Annotated in this window: 13 protein-coding genes; 8 read left to right on the forward strand and 5 right to left on the reverse strand. The window is 55.9% G+C overall.

Annotated features, from left to right (window positions below; translation table 11 throughout):
* Positions 1-149: 149 nt before the first annotated feature.
* Genes HNR64_RS03150 through HNR64_RS03160 form a run of 3 tightly spaced genes read left to right on the forward strand, consistent with a single transcriptional unit; the run spans position 150 to position 5,488 of the window.
* Positions 150-3,239, forward strand: coding sequence for a cache domain-containing protein (locus tag HNR64_RS03150; protein WP_204995097.1), 3,090 nt, complete (start codon positions 150-152; stop codon positions 3,237-3,239).
* Positions 3,229-4,782 carry an ATP-binding response regulator gene (locus HNR64_RS03155; RefSeq protein ID WP_204995098.1) on the forward strand — a complete coding sequence of 518 codons (1,554 nt, stop codon included), beginning with the start codon at positions 3,229-3,231 and terminating at the stop codon, positions 4,780-4,782. Before HNR64_RS03150 ends, HNR64_RS03155 begins: the two co-directional genes overlap by 11 nt.
* Positions 4,763-5,488, forward strand: a complete 726-nt coding sequence (locus HNR64_RS03160) for a YgjP-like metallopeptidase domain-containing protein (RefSeq protein WP_204995099.1) — start codon at positions 4,763-4,765, stop codon at positions 5,486-5,488. The genes HNR64_RS03155 and HNR64_RS03160 overlap by 20 nt, the downstream gene beginning before the upstream one ends.
* Here HNR64_RS03160 and HNR64_RS03165 read toward each other — a convergent pair.
* A complete protein-coding gene (locus HNR64_RS03165) occupies positions 5,470-6,126 on the reverse strand; it encodes a TetR/AcrR family transcriptional regulator (RefSeq protein WP_204995100.1) in 657 nt (218 codons plus the stop codon). The two genes, HNR64_RS03160 and HNR64_RS03165, sit on opposite strands and share 19 nt — an antisense overlap.
* A 120-nt stretch (positions 6,127-6,246) precedes the next feature.
* Between HNR64_RS03165 and HNR64_RS03170 the strand changes: the two genes are divergently transcribed.
* Positions 6,247-7,902 (forward strand): GMC oxidoreductase, encoded by a 1,656-nt coding sequence (locus HNR64_RS03170; protein ID WP_204995101.1) that lies wholly within the window; start codon positions 6,247-6,249, stop codon positions 7,900-7,902.
* Positions 7,903-7,935: 33 nt separating this feature from the next.
* Here HNR64_RS03170 and traF read toward each other — a convergent pair whose 3' ends face one another.
* On the reverse strand, positions 7,936-9,057 hold the full coding sequence (gene traF, locus HNR64_RS03175; protein ID WP_204995102.1) for a conjugal transfer protein TraF: 1,122 nt from the start codon (positions 9,055-9,057) through the stop codon (positions 7,936-7,938).
* 163 nt (positions 9,058-9,220) lie between these two features.
* Between traF and HNR64_RS03180 the strand changes: the two genes are divergently transcribed.
* A complete protein-coding gene (locus tag HNR64_RS03180; RefSeq protein ID WP_204995103.1) occupies positions 9,221-9,847 on the forward strand; it encodes a lysophospholipid acyltransferase family protein in 627 nt (208 codons plus the stop codon).
* A gap of 94 nt (positions 9,848-9,941) precedes the next feature.
* Positions 9,942-11,150, forward strand: a complete 1,209-nt coding sequence (locus HNR64_RS03185; protein WP_204995104.1) for a sensor histidine kinase — start codon at positions 9,942-9,944, stop codon at positions 11,148-11,150.
* Between the two features lie 5 nt (positions 11,151-11,155).
* On the opposite strand, the gene HNR64_RS03190 is transcribed toward HNR64_RS03185, so the two are convergent.
* The 3 genes from HNR64_RS03190 to HNR64_RS03200 all read right to left on the reverse strand — a co-directional run bounded on the left by HNR64_RS03190 (position 11,156) and on the right by HNR64_RS03200 (position 12,725).
* Entirely contained in the window at positions 11,156-11,398 is a 243-nt protein-coding gene (locus HNR64_RS03190) for a zf-HC2 domain-containing protein (protein ID WP_204995105.1), read from the reverse strand.
* Positions 11,392-12,006, reverse strand: coding sequence for a sigma-70 family RNA polymerase sigma factor (locus HNR64_RS03195; RefSeq protein WP_204995106.1), 615 nt, complete (start codon positions 12,004-12,006; stop codon positions 11,392-11,394). Before HNR64_RS03195 ends, HNR64_RS03190 begins: the two co-directional genes overlap by 7 nt.
* A 95-nt stretch (positions 12,007-12,101) precedes the next feature.
* Complete coding sequence (locus tag HNR64_RS03200) at positions 12,102-12,725, reverse strand: HvfX family Cu-binding RiPP maturation protein (protein WP_204995107.1); 624 nt, start codon at positions 12,723-12,725, stop codon at positions 12,102-12,104.
* 197 nt (positions 12,726-12,922) lie between these two features.
* Between HNR64_RS03200 and HNR64_RS03205 the strand changes: the two genes are divergently transcribed.
* A complete protein-coding gene (locus HNR64_RS03205) occupies positions 12,923-13,294 on the forward strand; it encodes an HvfA family oxazolone/thioamide-modified RiPP metallophore (protein ID WP_204995108.1) in 372 nt (123 codons plus the stop codon).
* Positions 13,295-13,413: 119 nt separating this feature from the next.
* Positions 13,414-14,304: a DMT family transporter gene (locus HNR64_RS03210; RefSeq protein ID WP_286694347.1), complete on the forward strand. Its 891-nt coding sequence runs from the start codon at positions 13,414-13,416 to the stop codon at positions 14,302-14,304.
* The last annotated feature ends 2 nt before the right edge of the window (positions 14,305-14,306 follow it).

The following is a 14,306-nucleotide window of genomic DNA, read 5'->3' on the forward strand; positions in this document are numbered from 1 at the left end:
GTCTTTCGCCCAGATTAGCCGAAATCTATGGGGTTTTGCCAGCTTCATGCAGAAATTCCTCACTGCGATACTGGCGAAGCGCGATCTGAGCCGATAAGCTTCTGGTTTATATGCCTTCGGGCCACCAATATGAAGAAGAAAGGGTGCGCATGAAATCGAAGCGCAGTTTAGTACAGATATACCTCCTCAGCCTGGTTGCCTTGTCGGCAATTCCGCTGGCTGTGCTGGGTTACATCTGGATCGCCAAAGAGTACGAGCGCTACACTCAGCAGAGTGAGGATTGGCGCGACAGTTATATCGAGTCGCGCCGTGAACTGCTGCGTCGCGAGGTCGACAAGGCCGTTGAGTACTTAGAGTTTAGGCGCACTCAGCTCAATCGTCAGCTTTACAACGACCTGCGCCACCAAGTGGCCATTGGTCTGTCCCTCATAGAAAACACACGCAAAGAATATGTGGGGGAGAGCCGTAAGGAACAGCTGAGCCGCTTGCGCACCACAATGAGCTCGCTCAGCTTTCACGACAACAACGGTTTTTTCTTTCTTTTCGATTCCGCTGGGCGGGCAATTTTGCCGCCCATGCATCCCGCTGGTGATAAACGCCTGAGCGACGGCAAGGTGCTTAATGCCTTTGCCGAACAGATACGCTCGGTCACACAAAAGAAAAATTACGACTTTGTAGAATACCGAGTCACTGACAGCAGTCGCCCTGGCACCAGTGAGCGCAACTTCAGCTTTGTGTACTACTTCGAGCCGCTTGGCTTGTACATGGGGGCGAGTGTTTACCTGCATGACGAGATTGCGCGCGTACAGAAAGAAGTTGTTGAGCGTATAGCCGCTGTGCCCGTCGATACCGAAAACTCAATCCTGTTTATGGTGGACGGCGATGGGCGGCAGTTGGTCAATGGCTATGACCCCGAGGCAGTGGGCCAGCCAATGCCGGACGTGCTTGCTGTTACTCAGGGTTTGGACGCCGAAAACAACAGCTTGTTTACCGAGCTGAATTGGCGAGACCGGGAAGGCGGTCAGCAGCCGGTGGTTTCCTATATCCGTCGCTACCAGCCCTGGGGCTGGACCCTGGGCTCGGCAGTGTTTTTGGACGAGCTCAATGCCAAACTGTTGGCTGAGCGCTCCGCCCTGCAGAGCCGTGTAGAAGAACATATTTTATTCATCTTGGTCATCGCCTTCGGCCTGATGTTGTTCTCGATGATCGCGGCGCGCTGGTTGGCTCGGCGCAGTGCGCATGGCTTCAATATCTTTCAGCAGTTTTTTGCCGACGCCAGCAAGCGTTCAACATTTATCGACGTGGAGCGGCTGCCGTTTGCCGAGTTTCAACACTTGGCGGAAGATGCCAACTTCATGGTCGAGAAGCGCACCCAAACGGAGCGCGCGCTTAAACTGAGTGAACGGCGCTTCCAACTAGCCTTGGATGCTGCCCAAAACCACCTCTGGGATCTCGACTTAAGCACTGGCTTAGTGACTGTGGGTGCCAGCTTCTTTCGCTCGCTGGGCTACACCCCTCCGAGCAAGCCCTATGCCGTGGCGGCATTTAAAGAAATTGCCTACCCGGATGATCTGCAGATTATTGCCTCTGCCGTTGATAGTTGGTTGGGTTTGGCAACTGGCAATAGCGTCGAGTTTCGGGTTCGCGACAGCGACGGAAATTATCACTGGATATACAGTCGCGGCGACGTTGTCGAAAACGACGAGCGCGACCAGCCCCTGCGCGCCATGGGTATCATGACCGATATCACCGAGCGCAAGCGCATGGAGCAGGATCTGGTGGATGCACGCATTGCCGCTGAAGATGCGCTTCACGCCAAGAGCCAGTTCCTTTCAAGTGTGAGCCACGAGTTGCGCACACCGCTTAACGGCGTACTGGGCTACGCGCAATTATTGCAAAAAGAGCAGGGCTTCCCGCCAGACAGCAAAGAGTATTTACGCGCGATTGAAAGCTGCGGCAAGCACTTGTTGAACTTGATTAACGATGTGCTCGATCTGGCAAAAATTGAAAGTGGCAATATCAATATCGTATGCGAAGCGAATGATCTCGATGATGTTATCGCCAGTGTTGGCGACATTGTCGGCCATCGCGCGAAGTCGAAAGGCCTGGAGTTCATTATTGAGGTGGCCGACGATGTAGAGCGCAAGCTGCAATTCGACGCCGTAAAACTGCGGCAGGTATTGGTTAACCTGCTCGATAACGCCGTCAAGTTCACCAACAGTGGACAGGTAGGCTTGAAGGTTGGTGTTAACGAAGTTGACGATAGCCTGCAGTTTGAGGTTCGCGACTCCGGTATTGGTATTCCCGCCGACAAGCTGCGAGATGTTTTTGAGCCTTTCCGCCAAGTGAATCCTCAAGACGGTAAGGGAACAGGGCTCGGCCTGTCGATCTGTCGCCGCTTGGTAGAGGCGATGGGTGGCAGTTTGAATGTGCGCAGCGAGGAAGGTGTTGGCAGCTGTTTCTACTTCCATATCCCGCTAATGCCTGTGTCAGAGCAAAGCTCGCCGTTATTGGATGTGCTCGAAACGCAGGAGCCCGTCGCCGAAGAAGCCGAGATATCGGGTAATCCTGCGGTGATTGTTGCCGACGACGTTGCGGTGAATCGCCAGGTATTGCTGGGTATGCTCGAAGATATTACCGACGATGTTCGAGAAGCGGCGAACGGTCTTGAAGTGATAGAGCGTTTGAAGGAGCGCGACGCCGCCGTTATTTTGATGGATTTGCGAATGCCGGAAATGGACGGCATGGAAGCAACGCGGATCATTAAGCAGGAAATGAAACACGATGTTGCCATTATTATGGCATCAGCCACCACTGACGAGGGAATGGTGGAAGAAGCGCGCTCCTTCGGCTGTGATGATTTCCTTCCCAAACCGATTAGCATGGCAGACCTGTACAAGGTAATGGCGCGATTCTGCGATACCGCCGTGCCGGACGATTCACCGGTGGCGAGCGTTGCGCCGGCGGCGTTAAAAGCGGGATATATCGATGTTTATCCGAATGCATCAGCGTCTGAGGATGTGCCGCTGCCCGAGGAATTGCTGGAAAAATTAGCCCACGCCGTAGACCTCGGTGATGTCACCGGGTTGCGAGAACTGCTTGAGGTGCTGCGTAAGCGTCACCCAGAGCAGCGCGAATTGAGTGAAGAGGCTGAGCGCCTTCTGCGTGAATTCGACTTTGAGCGCTTAGGGCAATTGTTCAAGTCAGTAAATGAAGGAGCCGCCGTCGATGGCACCTGATCGCGGCGGAGAGCAGATACTGCTCGTCGACGACAATCCCACCAATCTCCAGGTATTGTTTAAGACGCTTGAAGGCAGTGGCTACCGGCTGTTGGCGGCGCGCGACGGTGAGTCAGCGCTCTACACGGCAAAGCGCGCCAAGCCTGCGCTGATACTGCTGGATGTCATGATGCCGGGGGTCGACGGCTTTGAGGTTTGTGAGCGCTTAAAAGCGGACCCCGAAACCGAAGATATCGTCGTTATTTTCCTCTCGGCATTGACCGATAGTCAGTCCAAAGTACACGGCCTGGCCATTGGTGGTGTCGACTATATCGCCAAACCCTTCCAGGCCGATGAAGTACTCGCAAGGGTGCGCACGCACATCAAGTTGCAGCGCCTGGAGCGAGCGCTCGCCAAGCGAAATAGCGAACTGGAGGATGAAAATCAGCGTATTCTCAACGCCGTGGATGAGGGGATTTTTGGCCTCGACAGCGCCGGAAGGGTTTCCTCGATGAACGCGCGTGCCGCAGAGCTCACCGGCTGGCCACAGGCTGACGCGCTGGGCGAGCCGCTGCTGGCACTGAAACTGTTCCCCGGCGACGACGGCTTAAACCAAGCCTTGTCGCTGCTCTGCGAAGCCGGTGTGAGCTTGCGCAAGAACCACGTTGAGCTAACCGGCAAGGACGGCGAGCTGGTTCAGGTGGCCTTGAGCGGCAGCGCCAGCGCAGAGGGTGGGGCAGTGCTGGTATTGCGCGATATTGGCGAATGGCTGGCAAATCAACAAGCGCTGGAGGCGGCCAGAAACGAGGTGGACCACCAGCGTCAGCACCTGGCGCATATTGAGCGTTTAAGCACCGGGGGCGAAATGGCAGCGGGTATCGCCCATGAGGTCAATCAGCCACTTACCGCAGTGAGTAATTACGCCCGCGTTGCCCAGCGCCTGCTGGCGGACTTACCCGATGCGCAGCGCAGTAAGCTGGACGATGTGCTGAGTAAAATCGGCGTGCAGGCCGAGCGCGCGTCGGCGGTGATTCAGCGGATGCGCAGTTACGTGAAAAAACCCTCAGGGGCGAAGGCGACACTGTCGCTCAATGAATTACTGGAGGACGTGTTGGCGCTGGCGGAGGTGGATTCGAAGGTCAACCGTACTCGCGTAGTGTTTATGGGCGCCAATGACCTGCCAACGGTCTATGGCGACGAAGTGCAGATTCAGCAAGTCGCCCTGAACCTGATTCGCAATGCGATGGAGTCGACCGCGGCGGCGCAAAGTACCAGGCCCGTTGAGGTGAGTACGTTTTTCGCCAACGGCCGAGTTGGTTTTCGCGTTCGTGATTTTGGTCTCGGTCTCGCAAAGGAAGTGGAAGAGCAGTTATTCAGCCCCTTCGTCACTTCCAAAGAGGGAGGGATGGGGATTGGTCTGTCAGTGTCCCAGACGATTATGCAGGGCCATGGCGGCGATATCGCCTACGAGGCCAACCCGGGTGGCGGGGCAGTTTTCTGTTGCGAATTTCCCGTTGCACAAGATCCAGCGTTGACGGACTCGCGTGACTCCGCCAGCGACTGAGCAGGGACAGCTCGAGCTGGAGGGCCTGTCGGTGCGCTACGTGGTGCGTCGCCAGTCGCAACGCCGCAGGCGCTTGGCGTTGCGCGTTTCCCCGAGCGGCGATGTTGAAGTTCGCGTGCCGCAACATACTCCCCAGCACGAAATTGATGCAATGCTTCGCCGTCACGGCCGGTGGCTGAGGTCGTGTATTGAGCAGGCAGTGCCGGCGGCGCCGGCTCCTCAATATCGCTGTGGCGACTATTTTTCCTATCTGGGTGAGCGTTGGCAATTGCGCGTTGAGCCGGGGCGTGGCACGAGCATTTTTCCCGAACAGCGTTTGCTGGTTATCAAAGCCAGAGATCGAAGCCCGGAAAATATTCGCCGCTTGTTTTTATGCTGGTTACGCGAGCGCAGCCGCGACTATTTTGCCGCTCGCCTAACGCAGCTGTCGGCGAGCCTGCCGTGGCCGCAGGCGCTGCCGCCACTGCGTGTCAGGGCAATGCGTTCGCGCTGGGGGAGCTGCTCAAGGCGCGGTATTTGCTTGAATACCCGTCTGATGAAGGCGCCGCCACTGTGCATTGATATGGTCATTGTTCATGAGCTGTGTCACATCCGCGAGATGAATCACAGTAGCGCTTTTTACGCGTTGATGGATGCGGCCATGCCGGGCTGGCGAGACGCGAGCAGACAGCTGGATGCATTGAGTGATCAGCTGCTGGTTGATTGACGCTGGTGATGTGCCGACACGGCGGTGAACAGCAGCACGCTGCTTTCTATTAACGACTCGCGGCTTTCGTGATAGCCATTTAACACCCAGCGCCGCGCCATTTGCACCACGGCGCCCACCAACCCTGCATAGACCATGCTGTCATTGGCGGGTTTGCTGAACTCGGCAATACCCAGCACCTGAGCAAGTTCGCCGATCAATTCGGCAAACTCTTCCATCGCTTGATAGTAGAGCGTATCCATCGCTTTGCTCACGCCAAAGATCTCAAACAGGATGACCCGCGCCAGCTCCGGTTGTTTCTCCAGAGTTTCAAAAAACGCACTTAGCCCGGTGCGCATGGTTTGCTCAGTCGATAAGCCGGGAGCGGCAATGGCATCCAACATCGCGTCGCGAAGCAGGGCGGTTTGCTGTTGATACAGCTCGCCAAGCAGCGCCTCGCGGTTTGCAAACGACTCGTAGAAATAACGCTCTGTTAACCCCGCCGACGCACACAGACTGCGAACGGTTGCGTTGCTGTATCCCTGCGAGGACACCACTTCCAGCGCCGCCTGCAGAAGAAGCTGGCGGCGTTCAGCGCGTCGCGCATCGGGGCTTTGGCCGCGATAAGAGCGGCGGCGTGCGGGGCTTGAATTTGTCATGGGCAAAATTTTGACATGGCGTGTTGTCAAATGTAAAGTGACAACATGCATTGTCAGAATGGCATCGGTTCTGACGGAGAGTCTTTTACCAAAGAGCGGCGCAGCGGCGCTGAGAGAACAATGAGCAAACAACAAGACTACGATTTTGATTATTTGGTGGTGGGGTCAGGTTTCGGCGGTTCCGTTTCGGCTCACCGGCTCACGCAGAAGGGCTATTCGGTTGCCGTGGTTGAATCGGGGAAGCGTTGGAATGCCGACAACCTGCCCGCCAGCAACTGGAATTTTTGGCGTTGGCTGTGGCGCCCTCTGCTTGGCTTAAAAGGTTTCTTCAATATTCGCTGGTTCCGGCATGTTCTGATCTTGCAGGGCAACGCCGTTGGCGGCGGGTCGGTGACGTATGCCAACACGCTGTTGGTGCCCAAGGAAACGGTGTGGGACGACGGCAGCTGGGCGGGCCTGACTAACTGGAAGCAGGTTATGCCCCGGCATTACGATTCTGCCAGGGCGATGTTAGGGGTCACAGAAAATCGCATCCTTGGGCCCGCGGATCATGCGCTGAAAGAGATTGCTGACGACTGGGGCTGTGGTGACACGTTCTACCGAACACAGGTGGGCGTGTTTTTCGGCAACGAAGAGGATGAGCCGGGCACCCGTTATAACGACCCTTACTTTGGTGGCGATGGTCCGGCGCGTAACAGCTGTATCGCCTGTGGTGGTTGCATGGTTGGTTGCCGGCACAATGCCAAGAACAGCCTGGATAAGAACTACCTTTACTTTGCAGAAAAGCAGGGCGCAAAAGTATTTGCCGAGAGCAAGGTCGTCGATGTGCGACCACTCGGCGATGCCCAAGGCTCGCAGGGCTATGAGGTCACGGCGATAAGCAGTACCTCTTTATTTCGCAAAAATGTCCGTCGCTGGCGAGTGCGCTCGGTTGTGTTCGCGGCCTCGTCACTGGGCACTCAAGACTTGTTATTTAAACTGCGCGACAAAGGGTCGCTGCCAAATATTTCGTCGCAACTGGGTCGCCGGGTGCGAACCAATGCAGAGTCATTGATTGGGGTTCGTGTGCCGGGTAATCCGGAAATGGATAAGGGGATTGCGATAGGTTCGGGGGTGTACCTGGATGAGCACACGCATATCGAAGCAACGCGTTATCCAAAAGGGTCCGACGCGATGGGCATGCTGGTTACGGCAATGACGCGCGGCGATACAAGTGCCACGCGCATCGCTGTGTGGATCAAGACTGTACTCAAGCTCCTGCTAACCCGCCCCCTGCAGGGGATTCGCATGCTGATCCCCTTTGGTATGGCCTCGCAAACGATTATTTTTCTGTGTATGCAAACCCTGGAAGGGCATATCGATATGCGCTACCGGCGCCCTTGGTACTGGCCCTTTAGCAAGAAAATGCTCAGTCATGGCGAGCGCATTCCCACGTATATTCCTCAGGCCAGCGATTTCGCCCAGCGGGCGGCGGAAAAGCTGGGTGGAATGGCGGGAAGTTTGCTTACAGAGGTGCTCTTTAATATTCCTGCCACCGCGCATTGTATGGGCGGTGCGGCGATGGGGCGCTCTGCTGACGAGGGGGTGATTGACTACCGCAACCGGGTGTTTGGCTACCAAAACATGTATATCTGTGACGGTTCCATGCTGGGCGCGAACCTGGGTGTAAACCCCTCACTTACTATCACAGCCTTGACCGAGCATGCGATGAGTCACATTCCCGCCAAGCAGGAGCTCACCGACGAAAATGCGGCCCCTAGCAGCGCTGCTGCCTAGGGGCAGCCTCCGCCCTGAAAACAGGGTCCAGGCTTAGAGTGGCAGTTGTAGTGACGCGTGGCCGCCGAGCTCGCGTTTGCCTGCTGCTGTCACGCTGATTTCCGCCCTCAGCGAGCGGCCGAGGGTATAGCGGATGCCGGCGTTGCCGGTATCTCGCTCGTAGCGATGCTCGGCGTAGTTGTAACCCATAACGAGGGCAAATCGGCGGGTAACGTTCAGGCTCGCCGAGAGGTTGACGTCGCGACGCTGTGGCGCCTCGCCAAAGCGTGCTCTTGGCACGAGGTCACCCATGATCTGCACATCTCCCCATGGGCGTCGATAGTCGATCCCGGCGATCACCCGGCTGCGTTGGCGGTAGAGGTCACCGCTGGCTCCGCGCAGGGATTCGGTATACAAGTCTTTGACTAACAGGTGCAGGCCGACATGACCAATGGTATGTCGCATGCCGAGGTCGGCATTGAGTTGCACGCGGTTCTTAATGTCGGTGTCCCAGTCGAACACTTTATTCTTTTCGTAGTCATCGTAATCGATGCGACGCTCAAGCAAGCTGATGACCTGTATCTTGCCCAGAATTCCAAATTCAGTATTCGGCAGAGCGTCCAGGCGGAAGTGATAATTAATGCCCGCGTGGTTTTCCAGCACGGCGGAGATATCCATGTAGGATTCTAGGTCGGGGCCGCCAAACAGGCCGGTTACACCGGCGAAGCGCAGGCGATTTTCATCGCCTTCGTCATAGTAAAAGCGCGCGGTGCCACGCAGCTCGCTGCCCAGCCGGTAGTGAAACGGGCTCTCATTGGATGTTGCCAGAATAATTGTGCCGCGGCTGCGCAGGCTGGTGGTCGCGCCGTCCAAGGCTTCGAGCGCGTCGACTAAATCTTGTTCGTCACCCGGAATCAACAATAGGCCTCGCGACCTCGCCTCGAGATTTTCGCCTTCTTCTTTTACCTCCAGTGCTTTGTCCAGCAGGTCGTCCCTGTCGTCGAAGTAGATCTCGCCGTAACTGTAGAGCAGGGTTTCTTTTGGGTCGCGGCTGGTTTGTGCGTCAGCCGGATTGTTGTCCAGTGCGCGCAGGTCCACGGGTTTTGAGTGCTGTGCGATGGCAATGCAGCTGTACAGGTAGCAGGGGATAAGCAGTAGCTTAAGAAGTCGGCTCACTTGGGGCTCCGGTGTCGCGGCGCGACAGCTAGGCCGCATATTATGGTGTTTTGGCGAGGATAGCGGGGGCAGCTCAGGGCGGCAAGCGTCGGCGTAGATTCTTGTGTATGATTCTGAGCGTCGGCGATGACCGACAAATAACAATAACGATGTAGAGCGACTCATGACTTCCTATGTTTCTGAGATAGCGCAGCGTAAAACGGTGTGCAGTTATCCCCGGGTTTTAACAGCTATTCACTGCTTGGTCGGTGGCGTGTTTCGGCTGCGAGGGTGGCGTTTTCAGATGCCTGCGCCGGCGCCGCGCAAATATGTGATGGTCGTTGCGCCGCATACCAGTAATTGGGACTTTTTCTTGATGGTAGCGCTTGGCGCCGCGCTGGGGCGACAGGTGCGCTTTATGGGCAAACACAGCTTATTTCTCGGCCCGCTTGGGAGCTTGCTGCGTTGGTTAGGTGGTATTGCTGTAGAGCGCACAAGTCGACATAACTTCGTTGAGCATATGGTTGAGCAATTTCACAATACCGATGACATGGTGCTAATTATTGCCCCGGAAGGTACGCGCAAGGCCGTAGAGCGCTGGAAGGGCGGCTTCTACCACATTGCTGCAGGGGCGGGTGTGCCCATTGTGCCGGTGTATCTTGATTACGCGGAAAAACGGGTTGGCTTCGCGTCGCCGTGTGTACCCACTGGCGATATGGATGCGGATATGGTCGATATCCAGCAGTGCTATGAGCGCGTCACTGCTCGTCACCCCTCCGGCGATAGCAGCCATCCCAACAAAGGTAGGTAGATTACCCAATAACCCTGGGCGGTGTGCTTGCTGACAATGTAATTTTGCGTAAAACGGCTACACTCAGCGCATTACCACAGCGAGGCGGCAAGTCATGAATGAGTTCTGGCGCAGTATCCTGGGGCCGGAAATGCCACCCCATGGTCACTGCTACCTTTGGAATGAGCAGTTGGTGTTTCTGCACGTTCTTAGCGACACCTTAATTACCCTGTCTTACTTCACGATTCCCATTGCTTTGATTGTCCTCGTCAAACGGCGTGACGATCTCAAGTTCAATTATATGTTCTTGATGTTCGCGGTGTTTATTTTTGCCTGTGGCACCACGCACTTAGTGAATATTCTGAATGTTTGGTACGGCGCTTATTGGTTAAGCGGCACCATAAAGGCGATAACGGCCATCGCCTCTGTCGGCACGGCAATACTCGTGTGGCCCCTCATCCCCAAAGCCCTGGCGTTGCCGAGTAACACGCAGTTGGTCGAACTGAACAATCAGTTACAGAATGAAATTGCGGAGAACCGTCGTAAACAAGAAGAAGTGGAGCGTTTGTCGGCAGACTTGCAGAGCCTTGTTACCCAGCGTACCGAAGAGCTCGCCGAAGCGCGGTTGAATAAAACCCTACTCGAAAAGACCAATGAGTCGCTGAGCAATAGCAATACGGCACTGGAAGAATTCTCGCGCGCCAGTACCGAGGGTTTTGTCGAGCCCTTGAGGGTTATCGATGTATACAGCAAGCGCCTGCAAGAGCGCGCGGGCCAGGAGCTGAGCGAGGAATCGCGGCAATGGTTAAGCAAAGTCCGTGAGGCAAGCAGCCAGGCGTCGCGCTTGAATGCCGGCTTGCAGCGCTATAGCCAGCTGCCCTTGAATGAGCCCGTTGAGGAATTGAGCCTGGACAGCTTGGTGTCGCGAATTATCGACGACGAGGCGATGGCCGATGTCGTGAGCATTCAACCGCCCGGCTTGGGTACCGCCGTGCTGCCGGGTGGAACGCTGACCTTGGTTATCAGAGAATTATTGCGTAACGCCAAACGCTTCAGTGGCCAGCGCCCGTTGCGGGTGGATATCGGCCGCTTACCCGACCCTACGACGGGTGGCCTCGCGCTGTTTGTACGGGATAACGGCCGCGGGATTCCCGCTGCCCAGCAGAAGCGTGTCTTTGCGCTCTTCGAGCAATTTCATTCGGAGGGCGAGGGTGTTGGCCTGGCGTCTATTCGCCGCCTCGTTAGTGAATATGGTGGCCGTGTCAGCGTTATCAGCGACGGTGAGAGTGGCAGCGAGTTCCGCGTTGAATTCCCGCTGCTATAATCCGCTCACTTTTTGCCCGGTGACTCGTCGATTTTGTCGAGAATTCGGGTAGCGGTGTCGTTGTCCTCTTGCCAGAGTTGACGGGCTAACCTCGCTGCGGTGTCGCGGCTTGTCACTAGGTGCTGCCGAAAGCGCCGACAGGGGCCGCAAATCATTAGGTGCATTTTAAATTGCAGGCCGGCCCAACCGCGCGGCGGGTTATCGAGGTGGTCACTGGCCAAATGACTTACTTCCTTGCAGCTTAGCATTCCCCCGTCTCCTGAAAGTGGTCGACAACATCTAATAGCTTGAGTCGCGCTCGGTGAAGTAATACGCGTACATTGCTTTCGCTTAGCAGCAATTGATCGGCAATATCACTCAGTGGCATTTGCTCTATATCACGCAGCATAAACACCGCTTTTTGGTTCTCCGGTAGCAACGTTAATGTGTGCTCGATACAACAGCGCAACTGGTCTTCCTCTAGCAGGCGTTCCGGCGTGCCCAGTTCCCAATGCGCTGGCGGGATTTGCCAGTGGCCATCGGCGGCGAAACGGCTCTCCGCGAGCGCTGCAGGAAGCTGTTCGGTATCGGCTACATTCATATGGCGCTTCTCCTTGCGAAGTCGCGATTTTGCCTCGTTACTGACGATCTGAATCATCCAGGTCGATAGTGCAGAGCGTCCTTCAAAGCGGTTTATCGCCTTGAATATTGAGGTCCAGGCTTCCTGTACCACATCCTCGGCAAAGACATCACCAATAATGGCGCGGGCCACAATGAGCAGGCGCTGATTGTAGCGCACAATAAGATCCCTGAATGCGGCGTTGTCACCGCTTTGCAGGCGTTCGAGCAGGGCGTCGTCTTGCGTTACTTGTGACACGCGTAGTGGCCTTCGTTTTATTGCGAAACGTAGGCCATAGTGTCCCTGATAACGCGACCCGACGGCAATGCTTGGCGGTAAAATTGCTGACATCTTTAGTGGCGTTGTCGCGTCATGTAACGGTGGAGGCCGTCATCGATACTCACGTAGCGCCCTCCGCCCATTTTGATCAGGGCCAGTAGCATAATGAAATAAGTGGCTGCGAACTCGATGCCGTTGTTGAGGATCACGAAGTTGCCGCTCTCAGTCAGCCAATCGTAGTGGCCGTGTTCCTGAAGAATGGATTTCGCCGCGTCCAGTTTTTCCGCTGCGGCGTCAACACGGGCATTTGCAAAGGGGGCACTTGCATCGGCGATCGCTTGCCAGCCAAAAGACCAGTGGACGGTGGTGGCGGCCACTAGCATGGTAACGGCGAGCGGCACCGCTATCCAGCGTGTGGCGAGGCCAACGAGCAGCAGTGCGGCGCCCGCCAGCTCAGTGGCAGTAGCCAAGCCTGCCATCAGTGTTGGCATGGGTAGCCCCAGGCCCCACTCGGGGTTGCCAAACCAGGCGACGGTATCGTCGAAATGGCGGTACTTATTGCTGCCTGCCATCCAAAATATTGGTACCAGATAGAGCCGAATCAGCAGTGACGGCAAACCAGAGAGCGGTGTCAGCAGGCGTCCTAGTCCGTTGTGTAGGCGAGTGACCGTGTCAGTAGCGGTCTGGAGAAACGTCATGGCGAGCATCCTTATTTTTACAGGTATGCGCCATAGACGAACCGCGTTCGCCATTGTTACACCGTCTGGAAATATTCCAGCGATGCCAATAAAAATTATTAATTCGCTGTAACAACTTTCTCTGTGAGTCATCTATGCTGTAACGCAGGTGCTTTTCGCTGGCGTCAATTAAACTTTCTAAACGAGGTAGTACATCCATGAATAAATCAAAAATGACAGCACTGACCGCCGCCATGTTCGCTTCAAGTCTTGCTTCCGCTGCGGTGAGCGATAGCGGCAACCCCTTCAGTGCGCAATCGCTGAGCAGTGGCTATCAACAAGTGGATTTTGGTAAGCACGCTGAGGGTAAATGCGGCGAAGGCAAGTGTGGTGGCAAAAAGGCCAGCGACGAAGGTAAATGCGGCGAGGGCAAGTGCGGTGGCAAAAAAGCCAGCGACGAAGGTAAGTGCGGCGAAGGCAAATGTGGCGGCAACAAAGCCCGTGACGAAGGCAAGTGCGGCGAGGGTAAATGTGGCGGCAACAAAGCCCGTGACGAAGGCAAGTGTGGCGAAGGTAAGTGCGGCCACTAAATTCGTGGCGGCAATAGCGCCGCCCACTCCTCTTTTCTGGTAAAGGTCGCCAGCGCTATTTATAGTGTTCGGCGGCTGCGCCACAGCGCAGTCCTATTATCGGTATGTTGGGCGGTGTTGTGGCAGGTTTTCCTTTTCGATTTTCACAAGACAGGCGGCGCTTAGCCATTGGCGTTGGCTTGTCCCTGCTCACTGTTTTCCTGTCGGCGACCGTTGCCGCGGTCGGTAAACATTTGTCGGGAATGCAGGTGCCGGTATCGGCAATGATCGTTGCCCAATACAGCATATCCTTTGTTTTTACCCTGCCCAGTGTTGCGCGCGGCGGCGTTGCCAGCTTGCGTAGTGAGCGCCTGCCCATGCATTTTTTGAGGGGGTTAAGTGGGGTTGCATGCTTCTACTTCTACTTTTTCGCGCTCAGTAAAATCTCACTGTTAGAAGCCACGCTGCTGCGCAACAGCGCACCATTGATGGTGCCGCTGTTAATATTTTTGGCGTTGCGAGAGCCGGTGAGCCGTCGCAGCTTGCCACCCTTACTGCTGGGTTTTGCCGGGGTGGTGTTGGTGCTGCGGCCGGGCTTTGCGGAGTTGAGTATCTGGCATTTGGTTGCGCTGGGCTCGGGCTTGGGCCTGGCTATTTCTATGATTACCACGCGTATGTTGGCGTCCACTGAACCCGCAAATCGGATCTTGTTCTATTACTTTGCCGTGTCCCTGATGGTCAGCGTGCCGTTTTTTCTCTGGCAGGGCGGCGACGTGCATCTCTCGGCCTACCCTTGGTTGCTGTATATGGGGGTGGTGATCTATTTGTGCTTTCTGCTGTACACCTGGGCTTATCGTTATGCCTCGGCATCGGTGCTCGCGCCGACCAGTTATTTTGCGGTGGTCTTTGGCGGGCTGCTGGATTGGCTGATCTGGGGGCTGCTGCCAGATACGCTCACACTGATTGGCATTGCGCTGGTGATTCTTGGCGGTGTGATGGTTGTCGGCGGCCGCGATGATGCCAAAACATAAGT

This window comes from Spongiibacter marinus (genome assembly GCF_016906995.1).
Classification (GTDB): Bacteria; Pseudomonadota; Gammaproteobacteria; order Pseudomonadales; family Spongiibacteraceae; genus Spongiibacter; species Spongiibacter marinus.